A 21,612-nucleotide genomic window follows, 5' to 3' on the forward strand; every position below is an offset into this window, starting at 1 on the left:
GGGTCGGGGCCTTCTTGCTCATGCGTGCTCCGGAGGCGGGGTCATCAGGACGAGGAGGCGGGCATTGTCCGGGCCGTCATTGACGACGCCGTGTTCGGAGCCCGCGGGGGCGAAAAGGGTGGAGCCGGGGCCATGCGTCGCTTCCTCATCACCGATGCGGAAGCGGCAGCTTCCGTCCAGCACGAGGTACACCTTGTCGGACGTGGCATGCCGGTGGGGCTTCTGCGCCTGGCCCGGGGCCAGACAGTAGACGTCGAGGAAGAAGCGACCGGACTGGAAGACGGTGTGCTTCTGGAGCTTCTCCAGGGAGAAGCCCTGGAAGGCCGCAAGCTGCTTCACATCCATCGTGGCAATCGCTCCTTCGCCTCTATATAGCGACGGGCATGGAACCGCTGTCGCTGCATTTTGTTCACGAGCAAGTGGGTGCCCGCTTCATTTTGGTGGGCGGCCGTGAAGTGGTGGCCGGGTATGGAGACGTGGGCGCGGAGTATGGCGCGGCCCGTGACGCCGTGGCACTCCACGATGCGTCCTACCGCGAAATCCTCCGGATAACGGGGGAGGATCGCGCCTCCTTCCTCCACGGCATGGTCACCCAGGAGGTGAAGAACCTCCCGGTGGGCTCGGCCGCCTATGCCGCCTTCATCACCGTGAAGGGCGCCATGGTGGGCGACGCGCGCATCCTCAAGCGGGAGGGCGACCTCATCCTGGACATGGAGCCCGGCCTGGGCGCCAAGGTGCGGGAGTTCCTGGACAAGTACCTCATCTCCGAGGACGCCGAGCTGCACGACGGTACCCCGGAGTCCGGCTGGCTCCGGCTGCTCGGCCCCCGGACGGCCCAGGTGCTGGCCGCTGTCCTCGGCGGCCCCTTCGAAGCGCTGCCGGCGCAGGCCAGCCGCCAGGCGGTGGTGGCCGGGCAGGACGTGTGGCTCCTGGGGACGGCCCTGCCGGGCGGGGTGTCCGGCGTGGACGTGCTGGTGCCGCGCGCGGGGTTGGAGGCGGTGTGGACAGCGCTCGCACAGGCGGGCGCGGCCCATGGGTTGAAGCCGCTGGGGTTCGACGCGCTGGAGTTGCTGAGGGTGGAGGCGGGGGTGCCGCGCTACGGGCAGGACATGGTGGACACCACCATTCCGCTGGAGGCGAATCTCACGCACGCCATCTCCTACAACAAGGGTTGCTACATCGGGCAGGAGGTCATCGCCCGGGCCACCTTCCGCGGACGCATGAACCGCCAGCTCGCGGGGCTGCTGCTGGGCAACGGGGACGTGGACGTGGCGCCCGGCACGGAGCTGCGCCGGGGTGAGAAGAAGGTGGGCTGGGTGACCAGCGTGGTGCGCTCGCCGGTGAAGGGACAGCGCGTGGCGCTGGGCTACGTGCACCGCGAATCGCTGGAGCCGGGCACGGAGCTGACGCTCGCGGAAGGCCCTGGCACCGCCACCGTGGCAGCCCTGCCCTTCACCGCTGGGTAGGATGGCCCCCGGCCGCGCTGGCCATGGCGTGGCACCGGGGGAGTCCACCATGCGGCATGGAGCAATGGGTCGTGTCCTGGCGCTCGCGGGGGTGTCCCTGCTGGGCGTCGCGTGCTCGGACCCCGACGTCTGCAACCACGACTACGACTCCGTCACCTACGCCGTCACGGAGAACACGTGTGGACCTTCCGCCACGGGCACGGTGCGGGTGTTCTCCGAAGAGGACTCCTGCGAGGCCTTCGCGGAGGTGGACGAAGGCCTGGGCCTTCCCACCGACGTCAATCCCCGCATGCCCAGCAGCCGCTTCTCCTCCGGGGAGAGCTACCTGGGCCGCGAGCTCTGGGGTCTGAACTACAGCCGCTTCGATTCTGACGGGGGAGAGGTGCGTCCCTACCTCAGTCGGAACTGCAACTTCACGGACCGCGACCCGTCGGGGCGGAAGCTCCTCTGCAGGGACATCGTGGATACGAATCCCCAGGCACCGCAGCCTGAATGCACCGCCGTGCTGACCCGGCAGTAAAGTCAGACGTTCAAATCCTCGCACTCCCACCCCGCCTTCTGTCTGCCCTTGGAGGCATGGACAATGCTATTCTTGGAACGCTTCACAAACCTGTAAATCATTCCAAGGACACTTCAAATGCGGATGACCCTTCTCCTGGGGCTGCTGTCGGTGGGGCTGTTGGCGGCCTGTGGCGGCGTGGAGCCGGAGGCTCGGGACTCCGACGTGACGGGCCAGGCGCTTCCGCCCTGTGAGCAGGCCTGCTTCGTCGCCTACAACAGTTGTATGCGGCGCGCGCCGACGCAAGAGGCGCAGGCGCTGTGTCTGGAGCGGATGGCCGGGTGCTATCAGATCTGTGAGGGGGGCGCCGCGAAGCCGGTGGAGGCCATGCGCCCGCCGCCGTGCCAGTCCCGGTGCGACCTGCTCCACGAACTCTGCATCAACGAGGCCGGGACGCCGGAAGCGCAGGCCCTCTGCGATGCCGAGCGCAAGGTCTGCAAGCTCGCGTGCGTGCCATCCGCAGAGCAGCCGGTGGAGGCCCAGGCCGTCCTGACGTGCGGTGAGGTCTGCGTCAAGGCCTACCGCTTCTGCCTGTTGAGGGCGACCACGAATGAGGAGAAGGCAGGGTGCGCCTGCCAGTCGCGCCAGTGCCACACAGGCTGCATGCCCATGAGCCCGGGCAGCACCGGCACGGCGGCGGACGACGAGACCTGCTACCAGTTCTAACGTTTCGGTCCGGGGGCCCCGCGAAACAGGCTCAGCAGTTGGCGGGGCCCCTGCGTCACCAGGATGAACAGCAGCCCCAGGGCAAGGAGCAACAGGGGAAAGGCAAGCGCACCCAGCACGGCGCCCGCCAGCAGGCCACCCACGCCCCACCCGATTCCCGACATGAAGCCCACCACTCCGCCCGCCACGCTCCCCAGCACCGCGCCCGTGAGGATGAGGGGTTCAATGAGGTTCATGTCACGGGGTCAGGTCAGGCGCGTCGCAGTACACGTACTGGATGCCGGTGGAGCAGCCCGCGAAGGGACAGTTTGAGCGGCCTGGCAGCCCAGGACCATCGAGCACAGCAGCAGCAACAAGCGCGGATGCATCCGGGAAGGATAGACGATTCAGGGCGCGTCCTCCGCACCTGCCTCACCGAGCAACCACACCTCCGTCCCCAAGGGGATGTCCCGCTTCGACAACGCCTTGAAGCAGAGCATGTGACGCGGCTGCCCGCGGCCTGAGCCGAACGGCACCTGGGCCCGTGCGGTGGCGCGCAAGACACCACCATCCGGCCGCCGCAACTCCACGAGGAGTTCCACCTGCGCCCGAGCCCCCAGGTCCACGCCCGGGGCGATGATGAGCCCACGCTGCGCGATCTCGAAGAGGTCCTCGACCACGAACAACCTCCGAGGCTGCGAGGGCGGGCTCATGGAAGTCGACCGTCGCGCCAGGGTGGCCAGGAACCGAATCCCTGGCCACGCCTGTCGGACCGGGGCCTAGATGCGCCCTTCAGCCTTCTGCTGACGCTCGATGCTCTCGAACAGGGCGCGGAAGTTGCCGCCACCGAAGCCCTGGTCGCCCTTGCGCTGGATGATTTCGTAGAAGAACGGGCCCGCGTCCTGCTGCTTGTAGAGGCTCGCCGCGTCCTTCATGAAGATCTGGAGCATGTAGCTGCGCTCCTTGTCCCCGTCGATGAGGATCTCCAGGTCGCGCAGGACGTTGATGTCCTCGTCGATCTTCTTGATGCCCAGGTGCTCGATGCGGTCCGGCAGCGCGTCGTAATACGAGCCGGGCGTGGGCATGAACTGGATGCCCGCGTTGTGCCGCATGTCCCTCACCGACGACAGGATGTCCTTCACCGTGATGGCCAGGTGCTGCACGCCGTCACCGCGGTGGTCCTCGTTGAAGACGTTGATCTGGCTGGACTTGAAGAACGGGAACTTGGGCTCGTTGTTCGCGAACTTCACGCCGCTCTTCGGATCCCAGATGACATCCGACTTCAGGCCGCTGCCGTGGTCCCGCTTCTGCTGCGACGCCACGTCCTCGGTGTGGAACTCGATGTGCCAGAAGGGCTCGAAGCCCATCACGTGCTCCATCCACAGGAGCATCGGCTTCATCGTCTGGAAGTTCGACGTGACGTGGTCCACCCGGCCAAAGCCATACTTGTTCTGGCCACCCCTGGGCTGCGCATGCACCTGGAAGCCCGGGTAGATGGACTTGTAGTTGTCACGCTGAAGGAAGCGGAACGTCGTGTCACCGAACGGCGTGGTGATGGAGAAGAACGCCAGCTTGCCGCCCCCAGCGTCCGTGAAGCGCTGGATCTCCGTGATGAACGTGGCGCCGCGCGACTCCAGCAGCTTGAACGTCTTCTCCACGTCCTCCACTTCGAAGTTCAACGTCCCCACGCCGTCCGGGTGCTTGCGCAGGTAGCGCCACGCCCGGCCGCCCTCGCCCACCGGCTGGCTCACCACCAGCGCGATTTCACCCGCCTGGAACAGCGCCGACTTCTGCTTGCCGTGCGCATCCAGCTCCGGCCCGGACACCGCCACCTCCGCGAAGTCCAACCCCTTCGTGTAGAACTGGCGGCTTCGCTCCAGGTCATGCACGTACCAGTGGATGCTCTCCAAAGCCTTGATGCCCAGCGATTCCTGCTTGGCCATGTCGCTGACTCCTCGTGATGAGAAAGGTGTGGGGGACTACGCCGGCTGCGCGTCGGGCTGCCGGTCCGGCTGCGCCGCCTGGAAGGCGGGAAGTTCGTTGCACGCCGCCTCGATGCGCAGCAGCGTGGGAAAGGGCTTCACGTCGACCCCGAACCGACGGGCGCCGTAGAGCTGGGGCACGAGCAGGATGTCCGCGAACGACACGGCATCCCCCACACAATAACGCCCCGCCGTCGCCTGCACCGCTGCCTCCAGGGACGTGAGCCCGTGCACGTTCCAGTGCGCGCCCCAGGCCTTCTCGTCGCCCTTCAACACGTCCCTGACGCGCAGCGCCACCGACGTGTTCTGCAGCGGCTGGATGCCGGAGTTCACCAGCTCCGCCAGCATCCGCGTCCGGGCCCGGAGGTACGCATCCTTGGGCAGGAGGGCAGGCGAGCCCCCGCGCTCCTCCAGGTACTCCAGGATGGCCATGGACTCCGACAGCCGGCGCTCCTGGCCGTCGTCGTCCGTCCACTCCAGCGTGGGCACGCGCCCCATCGGGTTGATGGCGCGGTAGGCGGGCTGGTGCTGGTCGCCTCCGTCCTTCACCAGATGCACGGCCAGGTACTCGAAGGGGATGCCCTTCAGGTTCAGCGCGATGCGCACGCGCCAGGACGCGGACGAGCGCCAGTAGCTGTGGAGGCGCACGTGCTTCATGGGACCTTCACCACCGTCTGGGAGATGCGCCCGAAGGGGCTGTGGCCTTCCCCATCCAGCATCTCGATCTCGATGGTGTCCCCGGGCTTCATGAAGGCCGTCTTCGGCTTGCCCTCGTCGATGGTTTCAATCATCCGGCGCTCGGCGAGGCAGGAGATGCCCCGCGCGCGCTCCTCGTTGGACACCGTGCCGCTGCCCAGCACCGTGCCCGCCGTGAAGGCGCGCGTGCGCGTCAGGTGCTGGATGAGGTCCAGGAAGGAGAAGTGCATCTCCGGGCCCGCGTCGGTGTCGCCCACCAGCTCGCCGTTGAGCGTGCTGCGCATGCGCAGGTGCACCCGGCCCTCCCGCCACGCCGCGCCCAGCTCGTCCGGCGTCAGCGCGAAGGGACCGAACGCGGTGGCGGGCTTGCTCTGGAAGAAGCCGAAGCCCTTGGCCAGCTCCTCCGGGATGAGGTTTCGCAGCGACACGTCGTTGGCGATCATCACCAGCTTGATGTGCTTGCCCGCGTCCGCGGCCTGCGTGCCCATGGGCGTGTCGCCCAGCACGACGCAGACCTCGCTCTCGAAGTCCAGGCCCCAGGCTTCATCGCGCAGGGGGATGTCCTGCGTGGGCGCCAGGAAGTCGCCGGAGCCGCCCTGGTACACCAGCGGATCCGTGCGCAGCGTGGCGGGCGGCTCCGCGTTGCGCGCCTTGCGCACCAAGAGGACGTGGTTGATGTACGCGCTGCCGTCCACCCATTCGTAGGCGCGCGGCAGCGGCGCGTGCAGCGCCTTCACGTCCAGCGGGCGGCTCTGCACCGCGTCCGATTCCAACTGCTGCGCCAGGGCGCGCAACTGCGGCTCCCGCGCATCCCAGTCATCCAGTGCCGCTTGCAGCGTCAGGGCCACGTTGGTGGCCAGGGCGTAGGCGGAGTTGTCCCGCTTGACGACGATGAGCCGACCATCGCGGGTTCCGTCCTTGAGCGTCGCGAGCTTCAATTCCGGGCTCCCTGGGCGGCCTGGGGGGGAGGAAGGCGGACCGCCCGAACTGCCCGGCTTTTCCGTCGGGGCCCCAGGGGAGTCAAGCACGCCCGTTGAACGCGGCGCGGCATTCCGCTTCCCCTCCAGCAACGCTGCTGGCCGGTAGCACGCTCGCTGCTGGGAGGCCGGTGGAGTGAGGACTTCCCCACGCCGGGCATCGTGGAAACCCACGAGGGGCCACCTCCGTGCTTGACGTCGCAGGCAGAAGCGAGGCGCTGGCCGGCTGGCCGCCCCACGGCCGGACGGGGGGCCGCCGGGGATGAAGCCGGGAAGCGCGGACGTGGCGACTGTTCAAGACCCGAGCGTCTCACCCACTCCATGTGGCGCTTCCCCCTGGCGGGGATCCGGGCGGCAACCCAGGTTGTGGGAAGGGACGTCCGGCCAACCACGACACCGGGGCGACAAGGTGGGGGCGCGCGAGGGCACTGAATGGCGGGAGGCTTCCAACAGGCCGGCGACACCCCTGGGGAGCCACACCCGGGCCAGCGGCTGGGCAATCGCTATGAATTGCGCCAGCGGCTGAAGACGGGCTGGGGCATCTCCACCTGGCAGGGGTTGGATCTGCTCACCCGCGAGCGGGTGCTGGTGAAGGTCACCTCCCTGGCCACCTTCGTGCCCACCGCGCGTCACCGCCTGGAGCACGAGGCGGAGGTGCTGTCGCGGCTGCACGGACAGGCGCTCGTGCCCGTGCGCCACCTGGGCACCTTCGACGACCTGCTCTACCTCGTCACGCCCTGGATTGAAGGGGAGACGCTGGAGGCGCGCCTGTCGCGCGGCCCCCTGTCCGTGTCCGAGGCCATCATCCTGGGCCAGCGCCTGCTGGAGGCGCTCGCGGAGGCGCACCACGAGGGCGTCCTCCACCGCGACGTGAAGCCCTCCAACGTGCTGGTGCGCGGCGAGCCGCTGTCGGCCGCGTGGCTCACCGACTTCGGCCTGTCGCGCAGTGAGCGGTTGGACCCTTCGCTGCGCGACCTGCCCGTGGGCACCGCGCGCTACCTGTCACCGGAACAGGCGGGGCTGCTCAACCGGCCGGTGGAGGCCTCGTCGGACCTGTACGCGGTGGGCCTGGTGCTCTTCGAAGCGCTCGCGGGCCGTCCCGCCCTGGAGGGCAATTCGGTGGGCGAGGTGCTGCGCCTGCACCTCACCGCGCACCCCCGGCTGCGGCCGGTGGGCGTGGAGGTGCCGCTCGCGATGGAGGAGCTCATCGCCCGGCTCAACCAGACCGACCCGCTGGACCGCTACCAGTCCGCGGAGGCCGCGCTCGCGGACCTGAACGCGCTGGAGGCCGCGCTGTCCCGGGGTGAAGCGGAGCCCTCGCTCGTCACCGGCGCGCACGACCACCGCCAGAGCCTCACCGAACCGTCCTTCGTGGGCCGGCGCGAGGAGCTGGCCACGCTGGAGCGCGAACTGGCGCTCGCGCGCACCGATGGCGCCCGCGCCGTCGTGGTGGAAGGTGAATCCGGCGGCGGCAAGAGCCGGCTATTGGAGGAGTTCTCCGCGCGCGCCACCGGCCAGCGCGCGTGGGTGCTGCATGGACAGGCGCAGGACCAGGCCGCGCAGCGGCCCTTCCAGCTCTTCGCCGGCGTGGCGGAAGGCATCGCCCAGGCCGTTCGCGACCAGCCCTCGCTGGGGGCGCTGCTGCGCGAGCGGCTCTCCGGGCAGGAGGCGGGCCTGTGCACGGTGCTGCCGCGCCTCACGGAGGTGCTGACGCCCGGCATGGCGCAACCCCAGACCCAGGGCCTGGGGCCGGAGTCGCTGAGTGAGAGCCGCAGCGTCTGGTGCCTCACCGCGCTGCTCAACGCGCTGGGCACCCCCGACGCGCCCGCGGTGGTAGTTCTGGAGGACTGCCAGTGGGCGGACACGCTCACGCTGCGCGCGCTGGAGGCGTGGAGCCAGGGACGGCGCTCGGCGGACGGGCGCCTGCTGTTGCTGGTGTCCTTCCGCAGCGAGGACATCCAGCCCGGGCACGCGCTGCGGCGGCTGTCACCGGGCGCGCACCTCAAGCTGTCCGCCTTTGGGGCGGCGGAGGTGGCGCTGCTCGCGGAGTCCATGGCCGGCGTGCTGCCCCCGGAGGCGGTGGAGCTGGTGACGCGGCTGTCGGAGGGCAATCCCTTCATGGCCTCGGCGGTGCTGCACGGGCTGGTGGAGGACGGCGTCCTCATGCCCGGCCCGGACGGCTGGGAGGTCCAGCCGGAGGCCATGGCGCACGCGCGCTCATCCCGGCAGGCGGCCACGTTCCTCGTGCGGCGCCTGCGGCTGTTGCCCCCGGAGTCCCTGCACGTGCTCAGCGTGGGCGCGGTCCTGGGCAAGGCGTTCGACGCGCGGTCGGTGGCGGCCCTGTCCGGCACGCCAGTGGAGGCCGTCAACACCGCGCTGGAGCCGCCGCGCCGCCGGCACATGCTGTGGATGGAGGGCACGCGCTCCACCTTCGTGCACGACAAGCTGCGCGAGGTGCTGTTGGATCTGCTGTCCCCGGAGGAGCGGCGGGAGCTGCACCGGCTGGCCGCGCGCGCCGCCGCGCAGGCCGTGCCCACCGACCCCTTCGAACTGGCCTACCACTTCGACGCGGCGGGAGAGCCGTCCCAGGCCCTGCCCTACGCGCTGGTGGCCGCGGAACAGGCACGCCAGCGCTTCGCCCTGGACACCGCGGAGCTCAACTACCGCATCGCGGAGCGGGGCGCGGCGGGCGCGGATGCCCACACCCGCTACCTCATCGCATCCGGCCTGGGCACCGCGCTGATGATGCGCGGCCGCTACGACGAGGCCCAGCTCCAGTTGGAGGCCGCGCAGCGGCTGGCGGGCGACCGGCTGGAGCAGGGCCGCACCCTGGGCCACCTGGGAGAGCTCGCCTTCAAGCGCGGCCAGACGGTGCAGGCCAATGCCTATCTGGAACAGGGCCTGAAGCTCCTGGGCCGCTGGGTGCCGCCCGACGCGCTCACCACCGGCGCGAGCGCCGCGTGGGAAATCCTCACCCAGGCCGCGCACACCCTGGCGCCGCGCCTGTGGCTGGGCCGCAAGGCGCTGAAGGACGGCGAGGAGGACCTGCTCGCGGTCAACCTCTACAGCCGGCTGGCGTATGGCTACTGGTACCAGCGCGGCCGGGCCGCCGTGCTGTGGGCCCACCTGCGCGACATGAACCTGGCGGAGCGCTACCCGCCCACGCCGGAGCTGGCACAGGCGTACTCCGCGCACTCGCCCGCGCTCACCACCCTGCCCTGGTTCCAGCGCGCGTATGCGTACGCGGAGAAGTCGCTGGCCCTGCGGCAGCAGTTGGGCGACGTGTGGGGGCAGGGCCAGTCGCTGCACTTCTATGGCCTGGCCCTCTACGCCTCGTCGCGCTTCCGCGAGTGCATTGAACGGTGCCGCGAAGCCGTGCGCCTCCTGGAGCGCACCGGCGACCCGTGGGAGGTGAACAACGCCACCTTTCAAATCGCCATGTCGCTCTACCGCCTGGGCCGCCTGAAGGAGGCCGCGGGGGTGAGCCAGAAGCTGCACGCGGCGGCGCTCACGCTGGGGGACCGGTACTCGCTGCGCCTGGGCCTGGAGGCGTGGGCCAAGTCCACCGGGGGCCGCATCCCCGCCGCGCTGCTGGAGACGGAGCTGGCGGCGCCCACCGCCACCGACCCGCAGTCCTTCGCGGGCGTGCTCCAGGCGGAGGCCCTGCGCCTGCTGCGCGAAGGAGCACCGGCGCGCGCCGCGGAGGTGCTGGAGCGCGCCGAGCGCGTGGTGGAGGACGCGCACCTGCGTCAGGAGTACGTGGCGCCCATCACCCCGTGGCTCGCCACCGCGCGCCGGCAGTGCGCGCAGGAGGCCAGCCCCCTGAACCCGAGACAGCGGGACGCCCTGCTCGCGGAAGCCGAGGCCGTGGCGAAGCGGGCCCACTCCGTGGCGCGCACCTACCGCAACAACCTGCCCCACGCGCTGCGCGAGCGCGGGCTGCTGTCCGCGCTGCGAGGCCATCCCAAGCAGGCCCGGAAGCTCCTCAACGAAGCGCTGCGCGTGGCCGACGAGCTGGAGATGCGCCAGGAGCGCGCGTTGACGCTCAAGGCCCGGGGCGAGGTGGGCGAGGCCCAGGGCTGGCCCGGCGCGGCGCGCGACACGGAGGTGGCCACGCGCGAGCTGGAGGCCATGGACGACGGCATGCACCCGGAGCCGGACAGCACGTCCGGCGTGGGCACGCTGTCGCTGGTGGACCGCTTCCCGCGCGTGCTGGAGGCGGGGCGGCGGCTGGCTTCCGCCCTGTCGCGCGAGTCCGTCTTCGAAACGGCGCGCACGTCCATGCTGGAGCTGCTGCGCGCGGAGCGCTGCGCCGTGGTGGACCCGCGCGCGATGGTGTCGGAGGAGGACGCGAGGACGCAGGGCCTGAGCCGCACCGCGCTCGCGCGGGCGCTGGAGACGGGGCGCATCACCGTGCTGGGCCAGGGCCTGCCCGGCGGCATCAGCGAGAGCATGGAGCTGCTCGGCGTGCGCTCCCTGCTGTGCGCGCCGTTGCAGGTGCGCGGCAAGACGGTCGCGTGCGTGGTGGCCAGCCACCGCAAGGTGGGCGCGCTGTTCGGCGAGGACGAGGAGCGCCTGGCGTCCTTCGTGACGGTGCTCGCGGGCGCCGCGCTGGAGAACACGGAGAACTTCGAACGCATCGCCGCGCTCTCCGAGGAGCAGGGCCGGCTCTACCGGGAAGAGCAGGAGGCGGTGCGCCGGCGCGACGACTTCCTGTCCATCGCCGCGCACGAACTGAAGACGCCGCTCACGTCGTTGCAGTTGCACATCCAGGGGCTCCAGGCGAAGGCGAAGGGCGCGCCCATGCCCCCGGACAAGCTGTCCGCGAAGCTGGAGTCCGCCTACTCCCAGACGCAGCGGCTGGGAAAGCTGGTCAACGACCTGCTGGACATCTCCCGCATCGGGCAGGGCCAACTGCACATCAAGCGCGAGAACGTGGACCTGGTGGCGCTGGTGCGCGGACAACTGGAGCGCAGCCGCGAATCGCTGGCGAGAGCGGAGTGCGAGGTGCGCTTCAACGCCACCGAACCGCGCTTCGTGGGCCACTGGGACGCGCTGCGGCTGGAGCAGGTGGTGGGCAACCTCCTGACCAACGCGATGAAGTACGGCGCGGGCAAGCCCGTGGAGGTGACGCTGGACGGGGACGCGACCCGCGTGCGCCTGCAGGTGCGCGACCACGGCATCGGCATCGCGGAGGAGGACCGGGCGCGCATCTTCGAGCGCTTCGAGCGCGCGGTGTCCGTGCGCCACTACGGCGGCTTCGGGCTGGGGCTGTGGATCGTCCGCGAAATCGTCCAGGCGCTGGGCGGCGGCATCGACGTCGCGAGCACCCCGGAGAAGGGCTCCACCTTCACCGTCACCCTGCCGCGCTCCGGCGCGCCCATGCACTGAAAGGGGCGCGCTCGGGGCCTTCCGGCTACCGGCGCGTCACTTCCAGGTAGATGACGTTGTCCTGCGAGTCGCGGAACAGCCGCACGTTGTCCACCTGCTCCAGCGGCGTCTCCGACAGCAGGCTCCGCATGCCGTCCTCGTCCCGGTAGGTGAGCCACCAGTCCATGAAGGCTTCCATGTAGCCCGTCTCCGGCGGGTGCACCGCGAAGTTGGCCACCAGCAGCCGGCCTCCCGGCCGTAGCATGTGGAAGAACACCGACGTGAGGCGGCTGGCCACGGAGTCCGACAGGTAGTCGTACAGCCCGGCCGAGTACACGAAGTCCAGCTCCGAGAACGTCACCTTGCCGCCCAGGAGCGCGCGCACGGAGCCGCACACCGGCCGCACGATGCCATCCGGGTGCAGGCGGGAGATTTCCGCCAGGCTCACCGGGTCCTGGTCGAACGCGATGAGCTCCTGGAGCCGGCGCTCCGCCACCGCGCGCGACTGCTCGGCCTCCCGCAGGTGGCCGCACGCCACCGACAGGATGCGTCCGTCGGGCCGGCGCTCGGCCGTCTCATCCATCATGCGCGCGAGCAGCTCCCGGCGCTCGCGCACGCTGACCGCGGAGGGCTGCCCGTGCATGTAGCGGTAGATTTCACGGCCCGCGTGCAGCTCGTCCGCCGCGTGATCCATGTACAGGTAGTCGATGAGCGCCGCGTCCCCCGCGTAGCCGCGCGGACGTTCGAAGGCGTGCCGGGTGAAGGGGCACTGATGCAGGAAGGGGCGCATCGGGTGCTTGCGCGCCAGCTCCTGGCAGAAGCGCTTCCACACCTCCGGGCTCCACTGCCGCCGCCGTTCGATGAGGCCCCAGTGCAGGGACGCCATGCCGTGGTGCAGGGTTTCGTCCGGCCCCTGCACCATCCGGGCGTGCAGCGCGTCCAGCCACTCCCGGGCCTCGACGAATGCCTGCTCCGAAGTGACCTCCTCCAGGGAAGGGGGGTTCACCAGGACGAGATGGTTGGGTTCAGGCGCGACCGGCAGAGCCGCGCCGTGGACCGACAGGATGTTCTGGCGCATAGGCATCATCCTGACAACCTGGGAGCGAAGGGCATCCACTTCCCACTCGCGCCACGGTCGTCGGGTCCAGCTCCAGCCAGCCGGACAGGCCCTGCGTCCTCCTGTCGTGTCCGCTCCGCTGATGCACGGGCAGGCGGGTTAGCTCTCGATGCCCCGGAGGATCTGGAAGGCCCCCGGGTCCTCCTGCCAGGGCAGGCTCATGGCCCGCTCGGGCCCGGTGGGGATGCCGCCCCCGCCCGTCACGCCGTGCCGGTCGAGCGCATCATCGATGTCCTGCCGCACCGCGAGCACCGGGTGCACCTTGAGGCCCGTGGCGAACGCCACCGCGTCCATCAACGCCAGGTCCTGCGGCCGGTGCGTGGCCACGAACAGCTCCCCCCGAGCACCCCGGAAGGACAGGCGCAGCGGGAACACCCCCAGCCGGCGCAGCACCGCGGGCGGCACCATCCCCACCACCGCCGGGGACACCTTGCGCACCTCCTCGCCGCGCACGAAGGGCACCCCCAGCAGCCGCGACAGGCCCCGCTGCACCGTGTCCGCGTCCAGCAGGTCCAGGGCCACCAGCGCTTCACCCAACGGGCAACCCCAGCCCTTCTGGTACTCCAGGGCCGCATTCACCTGTTCGGTGGTCACTTGGCCCCAACGCACCAGCCATTCGCCCAGCCGCAGCTTCCGCATGCGAGGACTCCCCCCGCGCGACATCCGCGCCGCGCGAGGTCAGGGCATGCGCCCTCCGTGCCACAGTCTGGGTGCAATCCTTCCGCACGCTTGCACCCGGGCTTCCTCGCGCGGGTGAAAGCTTTTCCGTGTGCGTCCGGTCGGAATGACAGGCTGGAACAGCAACGAACGATTGCGGGCATTGCACCGCGACCGCCGTCCCGCTTCACACGCGGGAGCGGCAGGCGCGCGGTACCCGACAGCTCACTCCGCCCGTCGTGGCAGCAGCACCGTGAAGGTGGCCCCGCCGCCGGGCGTGTCCGTGACCGCGATGCTGCCGCCGTGGGCTTCCACGACCTGCCGGGCCACCCACAGCCCCAGGCCGAGTCCCCCGAAGCGGCGAGCGGAGACGGCCCGCTCGAAGCGCCCGAAGATGCGCTCGCGGTCCTCCGACCTCACGCCCATGCCGTGGTCCACCACCGCGAGCCGCAGGTGCGTGCCGGCTTCGCCCAGTTGGAGTTCCACCGGCCGCTCCGCGCTGTACCGGGCCGCGTTGGACAGCAGGTTGCGCACCAGTTGCTCCAGCCGCACCGGATCCACCTGCGCGTGCAGCGGGCCCCGGGCTTCGAACGTGAGCGTGCAGCCCGCGCGCTCCAGCTCCTCGCGGCCCTGCGCGAGGCAGTCCGCCACCAGCGCCATCACATCCGTGGACTCGTGGTGCAACTGGAGCCGCCCGGACGCGACCTGGGACACGTCCAGCAGCGACTCCACCAGCGCGCTGATGCGCTGGGCCTGCTTGCGGGTGTTCGACAGGCGCTCGGAGACCTGGGCGCGCACGGGGGCCGGCAGCATCCGTTCGAGCATCTCCAGGTGCAGCTTCAGGCCCGTGAGCGGCGTCTTCAGCTCGTGGCTCGCGACGGAGAGGAAGTCATCCCGCGCCTGCACGGCTTCCTTCAGCGCCAGCTCGCGCCCCAGTTGGAGCGCGGCCTCGCCCCGCAGCCGGTACATGGTGAGCTGGGTCTGCACGCGCGCGAGCAATTCGCGGCCGCTGAAGGGCTTGACGAGGTAGTCATCCGCGCCCGCCTCCAGCCCCTCCACCGAGGCCTCCTCGCCCGCGCGCGCGGACAGCAGGATGAGCGGCGTGGCGCGCAGCGCGGGGTCGCTCCGGAGGGCCCGCAGCAGCCCGAAGCCGCCGAGCCTGGGCATCATCACGTCACTCACCACCACGTCCGGCACGCGGTGGCGCAGGGACTCCAGCGCCGCCTGCCCGTCCTCGGCCGTCTCCACCTCGAAGTGGGGCTCCAGGACGCTCTTCAGGTAGGCGCGCAGGTCCGCGTTGTCGTCCACGACGAGGATGCGCCCGTCCCTCGCCGAGGGAGGCCGTGCCTCGGGCGCCAGCGCTGGCGAGACAGGGGGAAGCGGGCGGGGCCCGGGCACCGCTGGAATCCAGCCCTCCACCTCCTGCACGAAGCTGTCGCGCTGGAAGGCATCGCGCGCCACGGTGGAGCTCCCGCTCGCGAGCCTGTCGGCGGGCAGGTGGTGGTGGCCTCGCGGGATGCGCACCGTGAACTCGCTGCCCTCGCCGGGGCGACTCCACACCCCCACCTCTCCACCGTGCAGCTTCGTCAGCTCCTGGACCAGCGACAGGCCGATGCCGCTGCCCTCGAAGCTGCGGCCCTGCGCGCCCTCCACCCGGTAGAAGCGCTGGAAAAGGCGCGGCTGCGCCTCCAGGGGGATGCCCGAGCCGGTGTCCCGCACGGAGAGCACCCCGGCGTCCGCCTCCAGCCGCAGGCGCACCGTGAGGCCGCCCTCCAGCGTGAACTTGAAGGCGTTGGACAGCAGGTTGAAGACGATGCGCTCCCACGCCTCGGGGTCCACCCAGAACGGTTCGCCCAGGGAAGGACAGTCCACCGACAGCGTGAGCCCCGCCCGGTGCGCGGCGGATTCGAAGTGCCCCGCGAGCTCCTGGGTGAGCCGCGCCAGGTCCACCGGCTGGAAGCGCGCCCCCGCACGACCCGTCTCCAGCCGGGTGAACTCCAACAGTTGGTTGACGAGCTTGAGCAGCCGCACGGCGCCCCGCTGCACCAACGCCACCCGCTGGTGCTGGGAGCTTGCCAGGGGTTCGCGGAGGTCCGTGAGCGCATCCTCCAGCGGCCCGAGCATCAGCGTCAGCGGCGTGCGCAGCTCGTGGCTCACGTTGGCGAAGAACTGGGTCTTCTGGCGGTCCAGCGCCGCGAGCTGGGCGGCGCGCCGGGTCTTCTCCTCCAGGGCCCGGGTGCTCTCGATGCTCGTGGCGAACTGCCGCGCGAGCAGCCGCAGGAAGCTGCGGGTGTCGTCCCCCAGCGCGATGCGAGGGTTGAGGCCCACGACGAGCACGAGGCGGGACTCCTGCTCCGCCGCGTCGGAGAGCGACAGCGCGAGCGCGCGCGTCGGGGGCTGAGCGCCAGCGGCCCCGCCCAGGAGGGTCGCGAAGCCCTCCGGCAACTGTTCGATGAGCTGCTCGTGCCGGGAGCGCGCCACCTCCGCGAGCGGCCAGGCCCGGCCCTCCGCCAGGTCATCCCCCGGGGTGGGTGCCTGCGCGAGCCCCGTGTGGACCACGAGCCGCGCGCGCTCCGCGCGAAGCTCGTACAGGAGGCAGAAGGGGACATCGGCGGTGGACTGGCCGAGGACGTCCTCGGCCGCGCGGAAGACGCCCTCCACGGTCTCGCTGAGCGCGGTGCGCAGGGACAGCTCGCGCACGAGCGCCAGGCGCCGCGCGCCCAGCACCTGCGCCGTCGTGTCCGTCACGATGATGAAGATGCCGCCTACTTCAGCGTCATCGTCGCGCGTGGGGATGAAGGCGAACGTGAAGTAGCAGTCCTCCAGGAAACCGAACCGCACCAGGGGGACGAGGAGGTTCTCGTGGTGGACGGCCTCGCCGGTGTCCAGCACCCCCTCCAGCAGCGGCCCCAGGATGGTCCAGCTCTCCTGGAACACCACCTTGAAGCTCACCCCGAGCCCCTCCGGGTGCTTGTTGCCAAGCATGAACCGCGCGCTGTCGTTGTAGAGCACCACGAGCTCGCGGCCCCAGTAGATGAGCGCGGGTTCCGGCGCGGCGAGCATCACGCTCACGGCCGTGCGCAGCGACTGCGGCCATTGCTTGACCGGCCCGAGCAGCGTCTGGGACCAGTCCTTCTCGCGCATCCGCCCGGCCATCTGGCTGGACCCCGGGAAAAGCTTCTCCAGCCTGTCTTCCATGGCGTCGAGCATAGGGGCGGGCGGCAGCTCCGGAGGATTCAAGTTCCGTGGCCGCCATCCGACGTGGTCGGGGCGGAGTCAGCGCCCGGGCAGTCGCTCCATGGCACGCAACGTTCGCGGACAACGCGGGCGCGGGAGCAGGCATTCCCCCCTCCGCGCGTCGTTACCCCGGCGCCCCCACGACACCTTCGCGAGGTGCTTGGGCGCAAAGCGATGGCGGGCGGGACCTGCCCCCCCAGGGCCCGGCCTGTCGAAGAGGACAGGCCGGGGAGCGGAGGGCGGCCAGGCAGGCCGCCGCCCGTCTCACACCCTCAACGGGTGGGACTGCTCCGGGCACTCCCAGTACGTGTACTCGCAGGTGGCCCGCGTCTCATCGCACGGCACCTGCACGATGGTGATGAGCTCACACGGGTGGACCGGCGCCTCCAGGGAGCGGGTGCGGTGGCCCGCGTCCGGCGCGTCCGGCCGTGCTTCCCCGGACCCGCCGGTGCCCGCATCCACGCTGGCGCCCCCGTCGACGCGGGCCTGCTCCACGGGCAGCGGCGCCACCACCGCGTGGTTGCCGGACACCCCCGCCCGGTCTTCCCTCACACCCCGCGTCCCGGGACGGGTTTCCAGTGACGGCGTGCCCCCCAACGCGTTCATCAGCGCGGACGGCACGCCCGGCGCGGCGCCCAGCACCGCGCCCAGGACATACAGCTTCGTTCGCATGACCTCCCCCTTGCCGGCTGCTTTCCCGTCGGCGCGCGTCGTGACGCACCGGGTCCGGTCGAGCTGGCACAGACGGATCTACCAGCAAGGTCTGACATCCCGTGCCCGCCCCGGAAGGGGAATGCGGGCGTCCGGTATCCGACGACAGGCACTGCGGTTAGGATGGCGCGCCCCGCCTGGAGAGCCGTACCGCGCATGAAGATTGAAATCGCCCACCTGCCCCACGACATCATTGAGGTCATCTACCCTTCGGAAGTGACGCCGAAGGACGTGGCCGACTACGTCGAGCAACTGAAGAAGGACATCACCGCGCGCGCCGGCAAGGAGTGGTCCGCCCTGGTGGACCAGTCGAAGCTGCGGGTGATGCCCTCCACGGTGGTGGGGGAGATGGCGCGGCTGAACGCGTACGCCCAGCAGCGCGGCATGATGCGCTCCGCGCGCGTGGTCGTGGACCCCGGCAGCGGCCTGCAGGCCTGGCGCATGACCAAGAACGCCGGCCTCACCATCCCCGCGAAGACCTTCGAGACCCGCGCCGAAGCGCTGGCCTGGCTCGAAGCGCCCGACGCCGACTAGCGGCACCGAACCTCCCTCGCCGTGCGGAAGCCATGCGACCGCACAGGTCGGTTCTCGTATTACAGTAGCACCCCATTCCTTTGCTGTGTCTGTCGCCGTACCGTCAGGAGTCGCCCCGCATGTCCCAGTCCGTCCCCGCCTTCCGAGCGAAGCTGCTCGGCACCCTCTTGTGTACCCTCACCGCCCTGGCCTGCGGACCGGCCGCCGAGTCCGGCGCTCCGGACGAGACGCCCCTGTCCGAGTCGAGCTCGCCGGTCGTCTACGGCACGGATGATCGCAAGGACGTCTACGACCACCCGAGCGCCGCGCTGAAGGACCGGGCCCGTCAGTCCACCGTGGCGCTGCTGTTCCCGGAGTCCATCGACGCGAGCAACCCGAACAACGTGGTGCTCGACGGTACGACGCTCGACGAGTGGGAGAACCTCTGCACGGACCAGCGCTTCCGGAATGATCCGGCGCCGGCCTTCTGCTCGGGCACGCTCATCGACGATGACCTGGTGCTCACCGCGGGCCACTGCATCACGGACCAGGCGGAGTGCGACGACACGCGCTTCGTCTTCAAGTTCTACCGCACCGCCGAAGGCGTGATGGAGACCATCACCAGCGCGGACGTCTTCTCCTGCAAGAGCATCGTGGTGCGCCAGGTGGTGGAGTCGGGCGACCGCTACGTGGACTTCGCCATCGTGAAGCTGGACCGCTCGGCGGCGCCGCGCTTCACGCCCGCGCCGGTGCGTCCCGGCAACGCGGCCCTGGCGGTGGGCGCCAACGTGGCCGTCATCGGCAGCGGCAGCGGCATCCCGTTCAAGATTGATTCGGGCGGCTCCGTGCGCACGAACAACTCCGCCTTCCTGGACTACTTCATCGCCACCACGGACACCTTCGCGGGCAACTCCGGCTCCGGCGTGTACGAGACGGTCAACAACACCGTGGCCGGCATCCTGGTGTTCGGCGACACGGACTACGTCGCGCGCGGTAGCTGCAACATCGTCAACACGTGCAAGGAGACGGCGTGCGCCGGTGAGGGCATCGTCTACGTGAACCAGGCCATCGCCGATCTGTGCGCGCGCACGACGAACGTGCGGCTGTGCAACAGCACGCCGCCCCCGGCCACGAAGTACGACTTCACCGCGTCCAGCACCGCTAGCGCCACGCGCAACACCGTCAACGGCACGGTGACGCTCGCGGCCGGTGAGAAGCTCACCGTGGGCACCTGCGGCGTCGCGAACGCGGCCGTCACCGGCGACTCGTTCCTGCGCCTGCGCGGCCCGTCCGGCGCGGAGGTCGCCTCCAACGACGACGCGTGCGGCGGCACGGGTTCGAAGATCACCTTCACCGCCACCGTCGCGGGCACCTATGAAGTCCGCGCCGGCTGCTACCAGAACGACGCCTGCGGCGGCACCGTGTCCTGGGAAGTGACGTCCGGTGGCACCACCCCTCCCGCGAACGGCTCCAAGGCCTTCGACGTGAGCAACACCGCCAACGCCACGCAGAACACGACGAACGCGGACGTGACGCTCACCGCCGGGCAGTCGCTGTCCTTCGGAAGCTGCGGCGTGACGGGCGCCTCCGGCACGGGTGACACGGTGGTGCGCCTGTACAACGCCGCCGGCCAGCAGGTGACGTTCAACGACGACGCGTGCGGTTCGCTGTCCCACGCGGCCTACACCGTGCCCGCGGGCGCGGGCGGCACGTATCAGATCCGCATCGGCTGCTTCGGCGCCTCCGCGTGCAGCGGCACGCTGGCCTGGACCGCCCAGTAGTCACACCCACGCTGCTCCTGTTTCCTTCCCGGGCCCGTCCCTCTCCACGCACCGTGGGGAGCGGCGGGCCCGGGGTTTTCAGGGGGACAGCCGAGAGGCGGGCACGCCCGGAGGGCACACGGGCCGGGCGGCTGGGAGCCGCCGGACAGCGGGCGCGGAGGGACCGACCCGGGTTGAAGGGTTCCAACTTCTCCGAAGCCCCGCATGGCAGTGGAAGGACAGGTGGAAGTGGAAGGACGAGACGAGCGACAACAACAGCTCTGGCGACGTGCGCGCGCGCTGGCGACGTGCGCGGCGGCACTGACGCTCATCCTGGGGCTGGCGGTGCTGGTGGGCTGGGCCGCGGACAGCCGGGTGCTGACCCAGGTGCGGCCCGGCTTCCCCGCGATGGTGCCCATGACGGCGCTGGGGCTGATGTTCACGGCCCTCGCGGAGCTGGCCCTGGGGACGGAGCGGCCCGGGTGGCGGCGGGCCGGAAGCCTGCTCGGGCTCGCCGTGGCGCTCCAGGCCGGGCTCGTCCTGGCGACCTATGTGTGGAGCACGGTCGCGGCGCCCGGGCTGCTGCGGGAGCTGGGCGGGAGGACCTCCCCCCAGACGGCCACGGGCCTGCTGCTGCTCGGGCTGGCCCTGGCGCTCCGGGACGCGACCGGCAGGGGCTCCCGGGTGTTCCAGGCGCTGGCGCTTTCGGCGCTGGGGGTGTCGTTCACCCTGCTGCTGGCCTACACGTTCCAGGAGCGGCGCTTCTACGAGTTCGACGCGTACGGCACGGGCATCGCGGTGCACTCGGCCGTGGGGCTGATGCTGCTCGCGGTGGGCGCCGTGCTGCTGCGCCCGGAGCGCGGCTTCGTGTCGGTGGTGCTGCGCGCGGGGGCCGGCGGGATGATGGCCCGGCGGCTGTTGCCGGCGCTGCTTTTGCCCGTGCTGGGCGTGCTGCTGGTGGACCGGGCCATCCGGCAGGAAGCCCTGGACCCGAGGCTGGCGTGGTCCCTCCTGGAGGTGGCGCAGACGGTGGTGCTGGCCTTCGTCGTCTGGCGCGCGGCCGCGCGGCTCAACACGCTGCAAGTCGAACAGCAACGCTCCGAGGCGCGCAGCGAGGACGACGCCCGGACCCAGCGGCGGCTGGCCCAGGAGAACGCCCGGCTGCACGCGCGCGCGGAAGAGGCCTCCCAGGCGCGCGAGGACGCGCTCGCCGTCGTGTCCCATGACCTGAAGAACCCGCTGACCACCGTGCGGCTGGGCACCCAGTTGCTGGCCCGGCGGCTCCAGGCCACGCCCGGCGCGCAGGGGCTCCAGCAGCAGGTGGACTCCATCGACCGGGCCGCCCGGTGCATGCAGGACCTCATCCACCAGCTCCTGGACGCCGCGAGGCTGGACGCCGGCCGGGAGCTGGTCATGGACCGGATGCCCGAACCCCTGGAGGCGCTCACCCGGGAGGCGCTGGAGAGCGTGGCGTCCCTGGCCACGGAAAAGAACCTCCGCCTGGAGCACACCGTCGCCGGGGAGCTGCGGGTCTTCTGCGACCGGCCACGCATCCTCCAGGTGCTGGCGAACCTGCTGGGCAACGCGGTGAAGTTCACGCCCCGGGGTGGCACCGTGACGGTGTCCGCCACGCGCGCCGGGGACTCGGTGCGCGTGTCCGTGCGCGACACCGGCCCCGGCATCCCCCAGGCGGATCAGGCGCACCTCTTCAAACGTCACTGGCAGGCACGGGACACCGCGGAGCAGGGAAGCGGCCTGGGCCTCTACATCGCTTGTGGCATTGTCACCGCCCACGGCGGCCAACTCGCCGTGGCCAGCGACGAAGGGGCAGGCACGACGTTCACCTTCACGCTGCCCCTACCCCCCGGGGACTTCCCCTGTCTCTTATACCCATCTGACGCTGCCGACGAAGCTAGAAGTGT

The 21,612-nt window shown here is 70.7% G+C and carries 17 protein-coding genes; 7 read left to right on the top strand and 10 right to left on the bottom strand.

Annotated features, from left to right (window positions below; genetic code table 11):
• Window positions 1-18 precede the first annotated feature (18 nt).
• Window positions 19-345 (bottom strand): cupin domain-containing protein, encoded by a 327-nt coding sequence (locus D7V88_RS22240; RefSeq protein WP_120542664.1) that lies wholly within the window; start codon window positions 343-345, stop codon window positions 19-21.
• A 38-nt stretch (window positions 346-383) separates the two neighbouring features.
• Between D7V88_RS22240 and ygfZ the strand changes: the two genes are divergently transcribed.
• The 3 genes from ygfZ (at window position 384) to D7V88_RS22255 (ending at window position 2,691) form a co-directional block, all read left to right on the top strand.
• Window positions 384-1,466 (top strand): CAF17-like 4Fe-4S cluster assembly/insertion protein YgfZ, encoded by a 1,083-nt coding sequence (gene ygfZ / locus D7V88_RS22245; protein ID WP_120542665.1) that lies wholly within the window; start codon window positions 384-386, stop codon window positions 1,464-1,466.
• A gap of 49 nt (window positions 1,467-1,515) precedes the next feature.
• A complete protein-coding gene (locus tag D7V88_RS22250) occupies window positions 1,516-1,986 on the top strand; it encodes a hypothetical protein (RefSeq protein WP_158625128.1) in 471 nt (156 codons plus the stop codon).
• Window positions 1,987-2,103: 117 nt separating this feature from the next.
• Entirely contained in the window at window positions 2,104-2,691 is a 588-nt protein-coding gene (locus D7V88_RS22255; RefSeq protein WP_120542667.1) for a hypothetical protein, read from the top strand.
• Here the strand turns inward: D7V88_RS22255 and D7V88_RS22260 are convergent.
• The 5 genes from D7V88_RS22260 to D7V88_RS22280 form a co-directional block, all read right to left on the bottom strand.
• Window positions 2,688-2,927 (bottom strand): hypothetical protein, encoded by a 240-nt coding sequence (locus D7V88_RS22260; RefSeq protein ID WP_120542668.1) that lies wholly within the window; start codon window positions 2,925-2,927, stop codon window positions 2,688-2,690. The genes D7V88_RS22255 and D7V88_RS22260 overlap by 4 nt on opposite strands.
• Window positions 2,928-3,077: 150 nt before the next feature.
• Window positions 3,078-3,350, bottom strand: a complete 273-nt coding sequence (locus D7V88_RS22265) for a hypothetical protein (protein WP_147448813.1) — start codon at window positions 3,348-3,350, stop codon at window positions 3,078-3,080.
• A gap of 99 nt (window positions 3,351-3,449) precedes the next feature.
• Window positions 3,450-4,613: a 4-hydroxyphenylpyruvate dioxygenase gene (gene hppD / locus D7V88_RS22270; RefSeq protein WP_120542670.1), complete on the bottom strand. Its 1,164-nt coding sequence runs from the start codon at window positions 4,611-4,613 to the stop codon at window positions 3,450-3,452.
• A 36-nt stretch (window positions 4,614-4,649) separates the two neighbouring features.
• Window positions 4,650-5,309, bottom strand: a complete 660-nt coding sequence (gene maiA, locus D7V88_RS22275; RefSeq protein WP_120542671.1) for a maleylacetoacetate isomerase — start codon at window positions 5,307-5,309, stop codon at window positions 4,650-4,652.
• Entirely contained in the window at window positions 5,306-6,286 is a 981-nt protein-coding gene (locus tag D7V88_RS22280; RefSeq protein WP_120542672.1) for a fumarylacetoacetate hydrolase family protein, read from the bottom strand. Before D7V88_RS22280 ends, maiA begins: the two co-directional genes overlap by 4 nt.
• A 471-nt stretch (window positions 6,287-6,757) precedes the next feature.
• On the opposite strand from D7V88_RS22280, the gene D7V88_RS22285 reads away from it, so the two are divergent.
• On the top strand, window positions 6,758-11,716 hold the full coding sequence (locus D7V88_RS22285) for a GAF domain-containing sensor histidine kinase (protein WP_120542673.1): 4,959 nt from the start codon (window positions 6,758-6,760) through the stop codon (window positions 11,714-11,716).
• A gap of 25 nt (window positions 11,717-11,741) precedes the next feature.
• Here the strand turns inward: D7V88_RS22285 and D7V88_RS22290 are convergent, their stop codons facing one another.
• The 4 genes from D7V88_RS22290 to D7V88_RS22305 form a co-directional block, all read right to left on the bottom strand.
• Entirely contained in the window at window positions 11,742-12,773 is a 1,032-nt protein-coding gene (locus tag D7V88_RS22290; protein WP_120542674.1) for a class I SAM-dependent methyltransferase, read from the bottom strand.
• A 138-nt stretch (window positions 12,774-12,911) separates the two neighbouring features.
• Window positions 12,912-13,451: a GspE/PulE/PilB domain-containing protein gene (locus tag D7V88_RS22295; protein ID WP_158625129.1), complete on the bottom strand. Its 540-nt coding sequence runs from the start codon at window positions 13,449-13,451 to the stop codon at window positions 12,912-12,914.
• 243 nt (window positions 13,452-13,694) lie between these two features.
• Window positions 13,695-16,679: an ATP-binding response regulator gene (locus D7V88_RS22300; protein ID WP_244238309.1), complete on the bottom strand. Its 2,985-nt coding sequence runs from the start codon at window positions 16,677-16,679 to the stop codon at window positions 13,695-13,697.
• Window positions 16,680-16,970: 291 nt separating this feature from the next.
• Window positions 16,971-17,378, bottom strand: a complete 408-nt coding sequence (locus tag D7V88_RS22305; RefSeq protein ID WP_120542676.1) for a hypothetical protein — start codon at window positions 17,376-17,378, stop codon at window positions 16,971-16,973.
• 195 nt (window positions 17,379-17,573) lie between these two features.
• Here D7V88_RS22305 and D7V88_RS22310 point away from each other — a divergent pair, with 195 nt between their 5' ends.
• The 3 genes from D7V88_RS22310 to D7V88_RS45740 all read left to right on the top strand — a co-directional run.
• Window positions 17,574-17,951, top strand: a complete 378-nt coding sequence (locus D7V88_RS22310; protein ID WP_120542677.1) for a SpoIIAA family protein — start codon at window positions 17,574-17,576, stop codon at window positions 17,949-17,951.
• Between the two features lie 119 nt (window positions 17,952-18,070).
• Window positions 18,071-19,711: a serine protease gene (locus D7V88_RS22315; RefSeq protein WP_120542678.1), complete on the top strand. Its 1,641-nt coding sequence runs from the start codon at window positions 18,071-18,073 to the stop codon at window positions 19,709-19,711.
• 204 nt (window positions 19,712-19,915) lie between these two features.
• The coding region (locus D7V88_RS45740) for a sensor histidine kinase (RefSeq protein ID WP_147448814.1) at window positions 19,916-21,612 on the top strand (1,697 nt) is incomplete at its 3' end.

This window comes from Corallococcus terminator (assembly GCF_003611635.1).
GTDB classification, from domain to species: Bacteria; Myxococcota; Myxococcia; order Myxococcales; family Myxococcaceae; genus Corallococcus; species Corallococcus terminator.